Source organism: Mammaliicoccus sp. J-M41, assembly GCF_022385935.1.
GTDB classification, from domain to species: domain Bacteria; phylum Bacillota; class Bacilli; order Staphylococcales; family Staphylococcaceae; genus Mammaliicoccus; species Mammaliicoccus sciuri_A.
Map to the genome: position 1 here is coordinate 84,946 of NZ_JAJNIR010000005.1, position 14,864 is coordinate 99,809.

Annotated in this window: 10 protein-coding genes; 8 read left to right on the forward strand and 2 right to left on the reverse strand. The window is 33.6% G+C overall.

From position 1 onward, the window contains the following. Positions 1-53: 53 nt before the first annotated feature. The 5 genes from LQ686_RS03545 (at position 54) to LQ686_RS03565 (ending at position 7,311) form a co-directional block, all read left to right on the forward strand. Positions 54-752, forward strand: coding sequence for a M15 family metallopeptidase (locus tag LQ686_RS03545; RefSeq protein WP_025905128.1), 699 nt, complete (start codon positions 54-56; stop codon positions 750-752). A gap of 476 nt (positions 753-1,228) precedes the next feature. Continuing rightward, positions 1,229-1,912 (forward strand): heptaprenylglyceryl phosphate synthase, encoded by a 684-nt coding sequence (pcrB, locus tag LQ686_RS03550; RefSeq protein ID WP_025905129.1) that lies wholly within the window; start codon positions 1,229-1,231, stop codon positions 1,910-1,912. Between the two features lie 12 nt (positions 1,913-1,924). Further along, the gene (pcrA, locus tag LQ686_RS03555) at positions 1,925-4,105 is read left to right on the forward strand and encodes a DNA helicase PcrA (protein WP_239733168.1); all 2,181 of its coding nucleotides are present in this window, start codon (positions 1,925-1,927) and stop codon (positions 4,103-4,105) included. Positions 4,106-4,108: 3 nt separating this feature from the next. Continuing rightward, a complete protein-coding gene (gene ligA / locus LQ686_RS03560; RefSeq protein ID WP_025905131.1) occupies positions 4,109-6,112 on the forward strand; it encodes an NAD-dependent DNA ligase LigA in 2,004 nt (667 codons plus the stop codon). Positions 6,113-6,123: 11 nt separating this feature from the next. Further along, positions 6,124-7,311 (forward strand): CamS family sex pheromone protein, encoded by a 1,188-nt coding sequence (locus LQ686_RS03565; protein ID WP_025905132.1) that lies wholly within the window; start codon positions 6,124-6,126, stop codon positions 7,309-7,311. A 591-nt stretch (positions 7,312-7,902) separates the two neighbouring features. On the opposite strand, the gene putP (LQ686_RS03570) is transcribed toward LQ686_RS03565, so the two are convergent. Next, on the reverse strand, positions 7,903-9,435 hold the full coding sequence (gene putP / locus LQ686_RS03570) for a sodium/proline symporter PutP (protein ID WP_025905133.1): 1,533 nt from the start codon (positions 9,433-9,435) through the stop codon (positions 7,903-7,905). 243 nt (positions 9,436-9,678) lie between these two features. Beyond that, entirely contained in the window at positions 9,679-11,208 is a 1,530-nt protein-coding gene (gene putP, locus LQ686_RS03575) for a sodium/proline symporter PutP (RefSeq protein WP_107576922.1), read from the reverse strand. Between the two features lie 165 nt (positions 11,209-11,373). Between putP (LQ686_RS03575) and gatC the strand changes: the two genes are divergently transcribed. Genes gatC through gatB form a run of 3 tightly spaced genes read left to right on the forward strand, consistent with a single transcriptional unit; the run spans position 11,374 to position 14,577 of the window. Continuing rightward, positions 11,374-11,673: an Asp-tRNA(Asn)/Glu-tRNA(Gln) amidotransferase subunit GatC gene (gatC, locus tag LQ686_RS03580; protein WP_025905135.1), complete on the forward strand. Its 300-nt coding sequence runs from the start codon at positions 11,374-11,376 to the stop codon at positions 11,671-11,673. A 3-nt stretch (positions 11,674-11,676) separates the two neighbouring features. Beyond that, positions 11,677-13,143: an Asp-tRNA(Asn)/Glu-tRNA(Gln) amidotransferase subunit GatA gene (gatA, locus tag LQ686_RS03585; protein ID WP_107565481.1), complete on the forward strand. Its 1,467-nt coding sequence runs from the start codon at positions 11,677-11,679 to the stop codon at positions 13,141-13,143. A 6-nt stretch (positions 13,144-13,149) separates the two neighbouring features. Continuing rightward, positions 13,150-14,577 carry an Asp-tRNA(Asn)/Glu-tRNA(Gln) amidotransferase subunit GatB gene (gene gatB / locus LQ686_RS03590; protein ID WP_037590579.1) on the forward strand — a complete coding sequence of 476 codons (1,428 nt, stop codon included), beginning with the start codon at positions 13,150-13,152 and terminating at the stop codon, positions 14,575-14,577. Positions 14,578-14,864: the final 287 nt, after the last annotated feature.

A 14,864-nucleotide genomic window follows, 5' to 3' on the forward strand; every position in this document is an offset into this window, starting at 1 on the left:
TTGGTTAAAATAGTATATAAATAGTAAATTTTATGAAATAAGGAGCTTTACGCATGAAGAAATTATTTTTAATAATTGGCATATCTACTTTAGTATTAAGCGCATGTAGTGATGATCAGAATACAGATAAGCAATCTACTAAAGAAGAACATACTCAAAAAGATAAAAAAGAGACTGCACAAAAATCTAAAAAGCAAGAAGAGAAGAAACATAAAGTTACAAAGAAAGATGGCATCACTTATGTTGATGGGCATGTTTTTGTAAATAAAAAAGTAGGCTTACCACATGATTATGCCCCAGGTGAAAATAGTACTGCAAGAAATCAATTAAATAAACTAATACAAGATGGAACGAATGAAGGTTTAGACTTAGTATTTAGAAGCGGATATCGTTCTTATGAAAATCAAAAACAACTATATAATGATTATGTAGCAAGAGATGGTGAAGAAGCAGCTAACCAATATAGTGCTAAACCAGGACAATCAGAACATCAGACAGGATTAGCATTTGATGTAGGTTCAAACTCAGCAACTGATGATTTTAGAAAGTCATTCGGTAATACAAACGAAGGAAAATGGATTAAAACATACGCACATCAATATGGATTTATCATTAGATATCCATTAGGCAAAGAAAAAATAACAGGATACCAATATGAACCATGGCATTTAAGATATGTCGGTAAAGAATTAGCAGAAAAAATTTATAAACAAGACACAACATTAGAAGAATACTTTGATTACGGTAAGTAGAAGTTGTGAGAGAAATTGAACATGTGAGTTAAAGAAGGAGTAAACTCACGAGATTGCAAAACATGTGAGTTAAAGAGACAGTAAACTCACGAGATCGCAAAAGATGTGAGTTAAAGAGGCAGTAAACTCACAAGATTATAAAACATGTGAGTTAAAGAAGCAATAAACTCACGAGATTGAAAAAGATGTGAGTTAAAGAGGCAGTAAACTCACGAGATTGAAAAAGATGTGAGTTAAAGAGGAAGTAAACTCACAAGATTGTCGAAGATGTGAGTTAAAGAGGCAGTAAACTAACATGTTCACCAAACTCACACCTCACATCTTCACAAACATACAACTTCATCTTAACCGTATCTCGAACAATGTAAGAAGCGAAATTTTTCGCTTCTTTTTTTATGATAATTGTCCTATTTCATTTCGGAATTTAATCTTAAAAATGCTATAATTAATCTTATGATAATTAAAGGAGTTTAAGTATGTACGATATAAATTTGTGGAGTCACGTATTTAAATTAGATCCAGCGAAATCTATATCAGATGAGGACTTAATGAAAATATGTGAATCTGGTACGGATGCTATTATAATTGGCGGTACTGATAATGTTACGGAAGATAATGTACTTAATTTAATGAGTAGAATTAGACGTTATCCGCTACCTTGCGCACTTGAAATTTCTAATATTGAAAGTGTTGTGCCTGGTTTTGATTTTTATTTTGTACCGAGTGTTTTAAATAGTAATAATGTTGACTTCCATAATGGTCTGCTTCAAAAAGCTGTTAAGGAATATGGCTATATGATGGATTTTGATGAAATTTTCTTAGAAGGCTATGTTGTCATGAATGAAGACAGTAAAGTAGCGCAATTGACAGGTGCGAATACAGATTTAGATGAAGAAGATTTAATCAGTTATGCAAGAATGGTGGATAAACTTTATCATTTACCTATTTTTTATTTAGAATACAGTGGTAAGTATGGAAAAGTGGAAGAGGTTAAAGCTGTTAAAGAACATTTAGAAAACGCCCAACTTATTTATGGTGGCGGTATAGATAATTTAGAAAAAGCGAAAGAAATGGTAGAATATGCTGACATAATTGTAGTCGGTAATGCCATTTATGAAGATTTGAAAAAAGCTTTACAAACAGTAAAAGTAAAACAATAAAGGAAGGTTTTTATGAACGCATTGTTAGATAGAATGAATGACGAACAGAAACAAGCAGTCAAAACAACTCAAGGGCCATTACTGATTATGGCAGGTGCAGGTAGTGGTAAAACGAGAGTATTAACGCATAGAATTGCGTATTTATTAGATGAGAAAGATGTTTCTCCTTATAATGTTTTGGCGATTACATTTACTAATAAAGCAGCTAAAGAGATGAAAGAAAGAATTAGCCATTTAGTTGGTCCTGAAGCTGAAAGTATTTGGATATCTACATTCCACTCAATGTGTGTAAGAATCTTAAGAAGAGACATTGACCGTATTGGAATTGAAAGAAACTTTACAATTATAGATCCGACTGACCAAAAATCAGTTATTAAAGAAATATTGAAAAAACAAAATATAGACAGTAAAAAATATGACCCAAGAACATTTATTGGTGCGATTTCTAATTTAAAAAATGAATTAAAAACAGCAGAATATGCTGAAAAAGAAGCAAGTGATTTTCATGCCAATATGGTCGCTAGTGTATACAAAGGCTACCAAGAAAAATTACTTAGAAATCACGCATTGGACTTTGATGATTTAATCATGATGACGATTCAATTATTTAATAGAGTGCCTGAAGTATTGGAGTACTATCAGAATAAATTCCAATATATTCATGTCGACGAATATCAAGATACTAACAAAGCACAATATACACTCGTTAATTTATTAGCAAGTAAATTTGAAAATATATGTGTCGTAGGTGACTCTGACCAATCTATTTATGGTTGGAGAGGGGCAGACATTAAAAATATTTTATCATTTGAAGAAGACTATCCAAATGCACAAACAATCTTCTTGGAGCGTAACTATAGATCAACTAAGACGATTTTAACTGCAGCAAACGAAGTGATTCGCAATAATGCTGAACGTAAACCTAAAGCATTATGGACGGATAATAACTCAGGCGAAAAGATAAAATATTATGAAGCAACAACTGAAAGAGATGAAGCAGAATATGTTATTCGTCAAATATTAAAGAAAAAACAAGAAGGCTATAAAAACCAAGATATAGCCGTGTTATATCGAACAAATGCGCAATCACGTGTACTTGAAGAAACGTTCTTGAAATCTAATATTCCTTATACAATGGTTGGTGGAACAAAGTTCTATGACAGGAAAGAAATTAAAGATATTTTAAGTTATTTAAGATTAATTTCAAATAGCAATGATGATATCAGTTTTGAAAGAATCATTAACATACCTAAAAGAGGTATTGGACCGACATCAGTTCAAAAAATTGCTCAATATGCAGCGATGAATCAATTGAGTTACTTTGATGCTTTAGGAGAAGTTGATTTTATCGGTTTATCTAAAAAAGTTACTGAAGAAGGCGCAGCATTTTATGAAATGATGAACAACTTTATGCAACAGCAAGAGTTCTTATCTGTAACTGAAATTGTAGAACAAATATTAGAAAAATCTGGTTATAGACGTATGTTAGAGAACGAACAAACGATTGAATCACAAAGTAGACTTGAGAATATTGATGAGTTCCTGTCAGTACCAAGAGACTATGAGAAAAACACACCTGTTGAAGAGCAATCATTGATGAACTTCTTAACAGATTTATCACTTGTTGCAGATGTTGATGATGCAGATTTAGAAGCCGGTGTAACATTAATGACAATGCACTCAGCGAAAGGTCTAGAGTTCAAAGTTGTATTTATCATTGGTATGGAGGAAAGTATTTTTCCACACTTTAGAAGTCTTCAATCAGGTGAAGAACACGAAATGGAAGAAGAACGCCGAATTGCATATGTGGCTATTACGAGAGCTGAAGAAGAGTTACACTTATCTCATGCGACAACTCGTACATTGTTTGGTAGATCTCAAGCGAACTTAAAATCAAGATTTTTAAAAGAAATTCCAGAAGATTTACTGGATGGCGTGAAACCAAAAACATCATTCAAGCAAAAACAAACATCAACACCTAAACGTAGTTTTGCAGGTTGTATGAATACGAAGCAAAAACCAGAAACATCATGGAATGTTGGGGATAAAGTAACTCATAAATCATGGGGTGAAGGAATGGTAAGTGCCGTAAATGATAAAAATGGTTCTGTTGAATTAGATATCATCTTCAAAAAAGAAGGACCAAAACGTCTATTAGCACAATTTGCACCTATTGAGAAGAAAGGGGAGTAAACTATGGAAGATTTAAAATCAAGAGTTAAAGAACTTCATCAATTGTTACATCGTTATAACCATGAATATCATGTGTTAGATAATCCAACTGTTCCTGACAGTGAATATGATCAATTATTGCATGAGTTAATCTCTATAGAAGAAAAGCACCCTGAACTAAAAACGGACGATTCACCAACAGTTAGAGTTGGTGGACCGCCGTTATCTCAATTTGAAAAAATTAATCATGATACACCTATGTTGTCATTAGGTAATGCTTTTAACGAAGAAGATTTAAGAAGATTTGATCAACGAGTTAGAGAAAAAGTAAACAATGTTCGATACACATGTGAATTAAAAATTGATGGTTTAGCGGTATCGTTAAAGTATTTAAACGGACGATTTGTTCAAGGATTAACGCGTGGAGACGGTACAACAGGTGAGAATATCACTGAAAATTTAAAAACGATCCATGCCATTCCTTTAACAATTAAAGAACCTCTTTCTATTGAAGTTCGTGGTGAAGCATACATGCCAAGAAAATCTTTTGTTTCTTTAAATGAACAAAAAGAACAAAACGGTGAACAACTATTTGCTAATCCTAGAAATGCTGCTGCTGGTTCATTAAGACAGCTTGATTCTAAATTAACTGCTAAAAGAAAGCTCGATATTTTCTTATATAGCGTTAATGACTTAACGGAAATTGAAGCGGATAGTCAATCAGAGGCATTAAATAATTTAGATGAACTAGGCTTTAAGACAAACAAAGAAAGAGAAACTTTTGATGATATAGAAGGCGTATTATCTTTTATAAGTAAGTGGACTGAACAACGCAATAATTTATCATATGATATAGATGGCATTGTGATTAAAGTTGATGATTTAAGTCAGCAAGAAGAATTAGGATTTACTCAGAAATCACCAAGATGGGCAATTGCGTACAAGTTCCCAGCTGAAGAAGTCTTAACTACATTAACAGATATAGAATTAAGTATAGGTAGAACGGGTGTTGTGACACCAACTGCGATATTAGAGCCTGTTAAAGTGGCAGGAACTACTGTTTCTCGTGCATCATTACATAACGAAGACTTAATCCATGAAAAAGATATCCGTATAGGAGATAAAGTTGTCATCAAAAAAGCAGGTGATATTATACCTGAAGTCGTTAAAAGTATTGCTGAAGAAAGAAGCGAAGATAGTGAAGTTTATCATATGCCTACACACTGTCCAAGTTGTGAGCATGAATTGGTTAGAATAGAAGGTGAAGTTGCATTAAGATGTATTAACCCTAAATGTTCTGCTCAATTAGTAGAAGGTATGATTCATTTCGTATCACGACAAGCAATGAATATCGACGGTTTAGGAGATAAAATCATCGAACAACTTTATCAAAACGATAAAATTAAAGATGTTGCGGATTTATATTATTTAACTAAAGATGATTTACTACCATTGGAAAGAATGGGTGAGAAGAAAGTTCATAAATTATTAACAGCAATCGAAGCTTCAAAAGAAAAATCACTTGAACATTTATTATTTGGTTTAGGTATAAGACATTTAGGTACGAAAGCAAGTCGTGTAATAGCTGAAAAATATGAAACAATTGATCGTTTATTCGAAGTAACGATAGAAGATTTAACTGAAATTCCAGATGTGGGTCATAAGATGGCTCAATCACTTGTTACTTATATGGAAAATGATGATATAAAAGTATTAATCGATAAACTTAAACAGAAAAATGTTAACATGACTTATACAGGTATTAAGCAATCTGAAATAGAAGGTCATCCAGATTTTACTGGAAAAACATTCGTCTTAACTGGTAAAATGACAGAGATGACAAGACCTGAAGCAACAAAAGTAATCCAATCATTAGGTGCAAAAGTAACAGGAAGTGTCACTAAAAATACAGATGTTGTTATTGCTGGTGAAGATGCTGGATCCAAACTTGAAAAAGCAGAAAAATTAAATATAGAAGTTTGGTCAGAAGAAGATTGGTTAAACAAATATCGTAATATCAATGAATAGAGGTTAAAGATATGAAAAAAGGATTTCTTATTTTAGCGTCTGTAATATTGCTTACAGCATGTTCATCAGATACTACCCAAAAAGATAATCAAGATAAATCAGATAAAGAAAAAGAGCAAACAAAGCAAATTTCTACAGGTATGCAAATTTCCAGTGATTATTATCGAACATTACTACCGTTTAAAGTAAGTGCTGCTAGAGGTTTAACACAAGATAATATGATTTCTAGTTATAACAGTGAAGCATTTGAAAGTGGATTGTTAGATATAAGTAAACAAACATTTTCACCTGATGATTACTTATACAGAGATGGCCAATTCTTAGATAAAGATACTGTGAGAGCATATTTAGCACCTAAATATACTAAAGCAGAAATCAAAGATATGAGTGATGACGAAAAAGAACAAAATAATGCAAGAGAAAATTTAGGTTTGAATCCAACTCATAAAGGAGAAACAGATCCTGAAAAAATAGCTGAGAATTCACCTACATATTTATCACATATCATCGAACAAGATTACTTCACAGAAAGTGATGCTAAAAAACAAAAGATTTCTGGTATGACAATTGGTTTAGCCATGAATAGTGAATATGTTTACCAAAAAGAAGAATACGGTGAAACATATACGAAGAAACTGGATAACAAAGAAGTAGAGAAAAAAGGTAAAGAGATGGCTGAAGAAATCCTTTCACGTCTTCGTGTAAGAGATGACCTTAAAAATATTCCAATTAACTTCGGTATATTCATACAATCTGGAGAAGGTGACATCAAACCAGGTAAATTCGTTTCTTATGCTTCTAGTGAAGGCGGTAAGCGTAACGTTAAAAGTTGGGAAAAAATGAACCAAAAATATGTCACAATCCCATCAAACGATGCAGCAGATTTAGATGAAAATTTAAATTCTAATTTTGAACAGTTCAATCAAGACTTACAAAAATACTTCCCTAACTTTACACAATCAGTAGGAACAGGTAAATTTGATGACGATAAACTGACAGAACTAGAAATAAAAGTACCACTTGATTATTATGGAAAAGCAGAAGTAATTGGTGTGACTCAGTACGTAGCAGACCTATCTCAAAAATACTTTAAAGGTATAGATGATTTAGAAATCTCTATCGTAGACGGAGAAGAACCACAAGCACTAATTACAAAGACTAAAGATGATGACGAACCACAAATTCATATTTATAAATAATTAAAAAGAGAGTCTGGAACAGAAATGTTCCAGACTCTTTTCGTATTTTCAGAAATATGGGTTTGAACATTGCAAGTGGGGTGCGACAAGCAATGTTGGAGGACCTCGTATTTATCAAGACTGACTAAACAAGATAAATATGAGCTTTGTATTTATCAAGACTGCCCAAACAAGCAACATAGAGCTCTCGTATATTGCAAGACTGTCCAATCTAGCAACATAGAACACTCGTATATTGCAAGACTATTCAAACAAGCAACATAGAACACTCGTATATTGCAAGACTGCCCAAACAAGCAACATAGAGCTCTCCTATATTGCAAGACTGACCAAACAAGCAACATAGAACACTCGTATGTTGCAAGACACTCCAAACAAGCAACATAGCCCCCATATATACAGCTATTTTTCCATAAGAAAAGAGTCTGGACATAATGTAATGTCTCAGACTCTTTTAGTATCTTGGCAGTAGATGTCTGAATTGAAAATGCGCTTGTACCAAGCTTTTTTCAACTCTAGTCATCCTTGCCGGGGCGGGACTACGAAATCTTTTTATATAAATTAGATTTCTGTCCCGCTCCCTCTTCCATATTAATCTTCTTTTAATATACGTTTCATACGATCTAAGTTATCGATAACTTCTTTGTCTGGTTTTTTAGTAAATGAACTTACAATAACTGTAACGACGATGTTTGTGAAGAATCCTGGGATAATTTCGTATAATTCGAAAATACCGCCATGACTTTTCATCATAATCCAGAATAGTACGACGATTGAAGACGTAACCATACCTGCGATTGCACCGTTTTTCGTTAAGCCTTTCCAGTATAATGACATTAATACAAGTGGTCCAAATGCTGCACCGAATCCTGCCCAAGCATTACCTACAAGGTTAAGGATAGTGTCGTTTGGAGTCCAAGCAAGTAATATTGCCACGACTGCTACAGCTAATACTGCAAATCTACCTACCATAACAAATTCTTTATCTCTATTTGGCTCATAACCACGTTTTTTAGTTATGATTTTATAGAAGTCTTGTGTTAAAGCACTTGATGTAACGAGTAATTGAGATGAAATTGTACTCATAATAGCTGCTAAAATTGCTGCTAAGAAGAATCCGCCAACTAATGGGTGGAATAACACTTGACTCATTAAGATAAAGATTGTTTCTGGGTTATCAATTGTTTGGCTCGTATCATGAATGTATGCAATACCAGTTAAACCAACTAAACATGCACCTAATAATGAAATAGCCATCCAACCAATACCGAATCTTCTTGCTGTTGGTAATTGTTTATGTGATTTAATAGACATAAATCTTACGATAATATGTGGTTGTCCAAAATAACCAAGTCCCCATGCAATTAATCCTATAATACTTACAACTGAAGTTCCTTTAAACCAATCTAAGTTAGTTGGTTTAACTTCTGCTACAGTGTGGAAAGTATCTAACCCGTTTAATGTTAATAATGCTGCGATAGGTACCATAACCATCGCTATTAACATGATCACACCTTGGAAGAAGTCTGTTAGAGAAACAGCTAAATATCCTCCGAAGAATGTATATAATACAACGATACCACCAGTTAAGATAATACCAAGACGATAATCCATACCGAATGCACTTTCGAATAAAGTACCACCTGATACCATACCAACTGAAGTATATAGCGTAAAGAATACTACAATGATAATACCTGAAATAATTTTTAAAGCATGTGTATTATCTGCAACACGTTTCTCGAAGAAGTCTGGAATCGTAATAACATTTCCAGTATGTTCAGTATATACACGTAATTTCGGTGCGACTAATATGTAATTTAACCATGCACCTACTGTTAAACCGATAGCAAGCCAAGTTGCTGATAATCCAATACTGTAAACTTCACCAGGAAGTCCCATAATCATCCAACCACTCATATCGGATGCACCAGCGGATAATGCTGTTACATAAGGACCTATACTACGGCCACCTAACATGTACTCATCTAAATTGCTTGTTGATTGTTTATAAGCATAATAACCAATTGCTAATAGAACAACAAAATAGACTATAATCATGAAATAAGTTTGCCAGCCTGAAGCAACTCCAGCACTCGCATCAATTTGTCCTAAAATAAACATAATCCCGCTCCTTTATTTTTATGTATTTTAAAGTTGCACGTTGACCATTATACACAAATGAAATAATAATCAAAGGGTAAAAAGTAAATTATCCGTATATTCAGTTTATCATTTATATAGAATGATGTCACAATTTGTTCATATTTAATATTGCTCTATGCCTTGCGGTGTAAATGTTTACAAAGGATATGCATATGACTTATTTTGCTCATAAAATTACGATGTAAACTTTTTTAAAAATTTTTAGCTTTTTAAAATTTGTTCCATTTCATCAAACTTTTTAAGGTCATATTCAACAGGTGGTTTTGTCATTAAGCTGACAATAACTGTTACGATTATACTTGAAATAAATCCAGGTATGATTTCATAAAATTCAAAAATGCCACCATGATCTTTCATGAGTATCCAGAAAATAACGACTAATGAACCAGTCAAAATTCCTGCAATCGCGCCGTATTTAGTTAGACGTTTCCAATATAGTGATAATAAAACTAAAGGTCCAAATGCTGCGCCAAATCCAGCCCAAGCATTACCAACTAAATTTAAAATTGTATCATTTGGATTCCACGCGATGTACATCGCAACGATTGATACAAGTAAAACAGATAAGCGTCCTACAAGAACAAATTCCTTTTCATGACTTTTATCTTGTAACGTTTTTCTGCGCAATAACATGTAAAAGTCTTGTGTTAATGCACTAGATGTCACAAGAAGCTGTGATGAAATTGTACTCATAATCGCAGCTAAAATTGCTGCTAAGAAGAACCCTGCAATGAGTGGATGGAATAAAATTTGACTCATCACGATAAAGATTGTTTCTGGGTTTTTAACTTCTATATTAGTGTGTTCAACAAAAGCAATACCAATTAATCCTGTCACACAAGCACCTAATAAAGAAATTGCCATCCATGAAATACCAATTCTACGTGCTCTAGGCATTAGTTTATGCGTTTTGATAGACATAAAACGTACTATAATATGTGGTTGACCGAAGTAACCTAATCCCCAAGCAAGTAAACTGATGATACCAACTGTTGTTGTACCTTTGAACCAATCTAAATTCGTAGGTTTTAAATCACCAACTTCACTAAACGTGTCTAGACCATTTAACTTTAATAACGCAACGATAGGTACTAATACCAATGCTAAGATCATAATGACACCTTGGAAGAAGTCCGTTAATGATACAGCTAAATAACCGCCGAAAAGTGTATACAAAATAACAATACTAGCGGCTATAAATAAACCAACATGGTAATCTAGTCCAAATGCACTATTAAATAGTACGCCACCAGCTACCATTCCAGAATGTGTGTATAGCGTAAAGAATACAACGATAACTAACCCCGAAATGACTTTAACGATTCTTGTATGATCGGATAATCTTTTTTCAAAAAAGTCAGGTAAAGTAATAGCGTTATCAGTCAGTTCAGTATAAATTCTCAAACGTGAAGCGACGAGTATGTAATTAAGCCAAGCACCAATTGTAAGTCCAATCGCAATCCAAGTTGCTGATAGACCGATACTATATACAGATCCCGGCAAGCCCATAATCATCCAACCACTCATGTCTGAAGCACCTGCTGATAGGGCAGTAACAAGTGCACCTAAATCTCTGCCGCCTAACATATATTCATCAAGCGTACTTGTCGAACGTTTGTAAGCATAAAATCCAATTGCTAATAAAATGGCAAAATAAATAGCAATCATGACGTATGTTTCCCAAGAAGTTTCGACTTTAACATTCTTAAAAGTATTTCCAAGTATAAACATGAAAAACCACCTCTCACTCATTGACATAAAATTCAGAAAAAATTCTGATAATTTATTATACACAATGTATGCGCTTTCATGTAGTTAATTTTTAATAACTTTAGATTTTTATATGAAAATTTGTTAAAATTATATGATGTTAGATTAACTAAGGAGGCGTCGCACATGACGAAGGTAACATCTGAACAAGTTGAACATGTTGCTAATTTAGCTAGACTTGAAGTTTCACAAGACGAAGTCAATGAATTCACACAATCTTTAGAAAAGATCTTAAACTTTGCAGGACAATTAGATGAAGTTGATACTGAAAATGTTGAACCAACATTCCACGTATTAGACTTACAAAATGTTCTAAGAGAAGATAAGAGTGAATCAGGAATTCCTCAAGAACAAGCATTACTTAATGCGAAAGAAAAAGAAGCGGGGCAATTTAAAGTTCCAGCAATTATGAACGAGGAGGACTAAAGCATGACAATTCGTTATGAAACAATTGAACGTTTATCAGAAATGATTAAAAATAATGAAATTAAGCCATCTGAAATTGTTAGAGATATTTTTGATGCGATAGAAGCAAACGACGCAAATATTAAAGCATTCTTAGCTTTAGATAAAGAACAAGCAATTAAAAAAGCTGAAGAACAAGATAAATTACAAGCTGAAGGTAAAATGGAAGGTAAGCTATTTGGTATTCCGATGGGTATCAAAGACAATATTATTACTGAAGGTGTAGAAACTACATGTGCAAGTAAAATGTTAGAAGGCTTTATTCCTATATATGAATCAACAGTTATGAATAAATTAAATGCTGAAAATGGTATTTTAGTTGGTAAACTTAACATGGATGAATTTGCAATGGGTGGTTCAAATGAGAACTCTTATTTCAAGACAACTGTTAATCCATTTGACCATAAAGCCGTACCAGGTGGTTCATCAGGTGGTTCAGCAGCAGCTGTTGCAGCAAGCTTAGTACCATTTGCATTAGGTTCAGATACTGGTGGTTCAATCCGTCAACCAGCATCATACTGTGGTGTTGTTGGTATGAAACCTACATATGGTCGTGTATCTCGTTTTGGTCTAGTAGCATTTGCTTCTTCATTAGATCAAATTGGACCTATTACACGTAGTGTTAAAGATAATGCGTTAATTTTAGAAACGATTTCTGGACATGACGCACAAGATTCAACAAGTGCTCCGATTGAAGATGTAGACTTTACGTCTGAAATTGGTAAAGATATTAAAGGCTTAAAAGTAGCTGTACCAGAAGAGTTCATTGGCTCTGGTGTATCTGAAGAAGTTAAGAATTCAGTAAATGAAGCGGTTAAAACTTTAGAATCTTTAGGTGCTACAGTTGATCGCGTATCATTACCAAATACTAAATACGGTGTAGCAAGTTACTATATTATTGCATCTTCTGAAGCATCAGCTAACTTAGCTAGATTTGATGGTATCCGTTATGGTTATCATTCAAAATCAGCAAATACACTAGAAGAACTATACAAAAAATCTCGTGGTGAAGGCTTTGGAGATGAAGTTAAACGTCGTATTATGCTTGGAACATTCGCATTAAGTTCTGGTTATTACGATGCTTACTACAAAAAAGCTCAAAAAGTTCGTACATTAATCAAACAAGACTTCGAAAAAGTATTTGAAGACTATGATGTTATCGTAGGACCAACTGCACCAACGACAGCATTCAATATTGGTGAACAAATTGATGATCCATTAACAATGTACGCTAATGATATTTTAACGATTCCAGTTAACTTAGCAGGTGTACCATCAATCTCTATTCCTTGTGGTAAATCAAATGGTCGTCCAATTGGTTTACAAATTGTTGGTAAACCATTCGATGAAAAAACGATATACAAAGTTGCTTATCAATATGAAACACAATATAACTTACATGATGACTATAAAACTTTACAAGGAGTGTGAAACTGAATGCATTTTGAAACAATTATCGGCTTAGAAGTTCACGTCGAATTAAAAACAGAATCAAAAATGTTTTCACCATCACCCGCTCATTTCGGTGCGGAACCTAATACAAATACAAACGTTATTGACTTAGCATATCCAGGCGTATTACCAGTTGTAAACAAGACAGCTGTTGATTGGGCTATGCGTGCTGCAATGGCATTAAATATGGATATTGCGAAAGAATCTAAATTTGATAGAAAAAACTATTTCTACCCAGATAATCCAAAAGCTTATCAAATTTCTCAATTCGATCAACCAATTGGTGAAAATGGTTGGATTGATATTGAAGTAGATGGAGAAACTAAACGTATTGGTATCACACGTTTACACATGGAAGAAGATGCAGGGAAATTAACACATAAAGATGGATATTCTTTAGTTGATTTAAACCGTCAAGGAACACCTTTAATCGAAATCGTTTCTGAACCTGATATTCGTTCTCCTAAAGAAGCATATGCTTACTTAGAAAAATTACGTGCAATTATTCAATATACAGGCGTATCAGATTGTAAAATGGAAGAAGGTTCATTACGTTGTGATGCCAACATTTCATTACGTCCATATGGTCAAGAAGAATTCGGTACAAAAGCTGAGCTTAAAAACTTAAACTCATTTAACTATGTCCGTAAAGGTCTTGAACATGAAGAAAAACGCCAAGCAGAAGTATTATTAGCTGGTGGCGAAATTTTACAAGAAACACGTCGTTTCAACGAATCAACAGGCGAAACAATTTTAATGCGTGTTAAAGAAGGTTCAGATGACTATCGTTACTTCCCAGAGCCAGATTTAGTACCATTATATGTTGATGATGAGTGGAAAGAACGTGTACGTCAAACAATCCCAGATTTACCAGACGTACGTAAAGAACGTTATGTTAATGAATTAGGATTACCAGCTTATGATGCACATGTATTAACATTAACTAAAGAAATGTCAGATTTCTTTGAAGCAGCAATTGAACATGGTGCAGACGTTAAATTAACATCTAACTGGTTAATGGGTGGCGTTAATGAATACTTAAATAAAAATCAAATCGAATTACAAGATACTGCATTAACACCTGAAAACTTAGCAGGTATGATTAAACTTATTGAAGATGGCACAATGAGTAGTAAAATTGCTAAGAAAGTATTCCCTGAATTAGCTGAAAACGGTGGAGACGCACATCAAATTATGAAAGACAAAGGTCTTGTACAAATATCTGATGAAGCAACACTATTAGGATTCGTTACAGAAGCATTAGACAATAATCCACAATCAGTAGAAGACTTCAAAAATGGTAAAGGCAAAGCGATGGGCTTCTTAGTAGGTCAAATTATGAAAATTTCAAAAGGCCAAGCAAACCCACAAATCGTGAACCAATTACTAAAATCAGAATTAGAAAAAAGATAATAAATATTATGAAAATCTCGTCACAGAGTGAAGTACTCGTGACGAGATTTTTTTGTTGAATGAGATGGTGGCGTGGCTGTTAGGGACAGAATTCTGAGAAATGTCCGTAAGAGGTGTTGTTAGGGACAGAATTCTGAGAAATGTCCGTAAGAGGTGTTGTTAGGGACAGAATTCTGAGAAATGTCCGTAAGAGGTGTGGACCGTCTACACTTAATTGGACAACTTCTTTAAAGAGAAGTATTGTTAAAATTAAGAAAGTAGGTGGTCTTTTTATGAGAAGAGAGCGT

What these genes read in the sequence shown, in the direction of transcription:
- LQ686_RS03545 (WP_025905128.1), top strand. Translation starts at nt 54, where the DNA reads ATGAAGAAATTATTTTTAATAATTGGCATATCTACTTTAGTATTAAGC.
- pcrB (WP_025905129.1), top strand. Translation starts at nt 1,229, where the DNA reads ATGTACGATATAAATTTGTGGAGTCACGTATTTAAATTAGATCCAGCG.
- pcrA (WP_239733168.1), top strand. Translation starts at nt 1,925, where the DNA reads ATGAACGCATTGTTAGATAGAATGAATGACGAACAGAAACAAGCAGTC.
- ligA (WP_025905131.1), top strand. Translation starts at nt 4,109, where the DNA reads ATGGAAGATTTAAAATCAAGAGTTAAAGAACTTCATCAATTGTTACAT.
- LQ686_RS03565 (WP_025905132.1), top strand. Translation starts at nt 6,124, where the DNA reads ATGAAAAAAGGATTTCTTATTTTAGCGTCTGTAATATTGCTTACAGCA.
- putP (WP_025905133.1), bottom strand. Translation starts at nt 9,435, where the DNA reads ATGTTTATTTTAGGACAAATTGATGCGAGTGCTGGAGTTGCTTCAGGC.
- putP (WP_107576922.1), bottom strand. Translation starts at nt 11,208, where the DNA reads ATGTTTATACTTGGAAATACTTTTAAGAATGTTAAAGTCGAAACTTCT.
- gatC (WP_025905135.1), top strand. Translation starts at nt 11,374, where the DNA reads ATGACGAAGGTAACATCTGAACAAGTTGAACATGTTGCTAATTTAGCT.
- gatA (WP_107565481.1), top strand. Translation starts at nt 11,677, where the DNA reads ATGACAATTCGTTATGAAACAATTGAACGTTTATCAGAAATGATTAAA.
- gatB (WP_037590579.1), top strand. Translation starts at nt 13,150, where the DNA reads ATGCATTTTGAAACAATTATCGGCTTAGAAGTTCACGTCGAATTAAAA.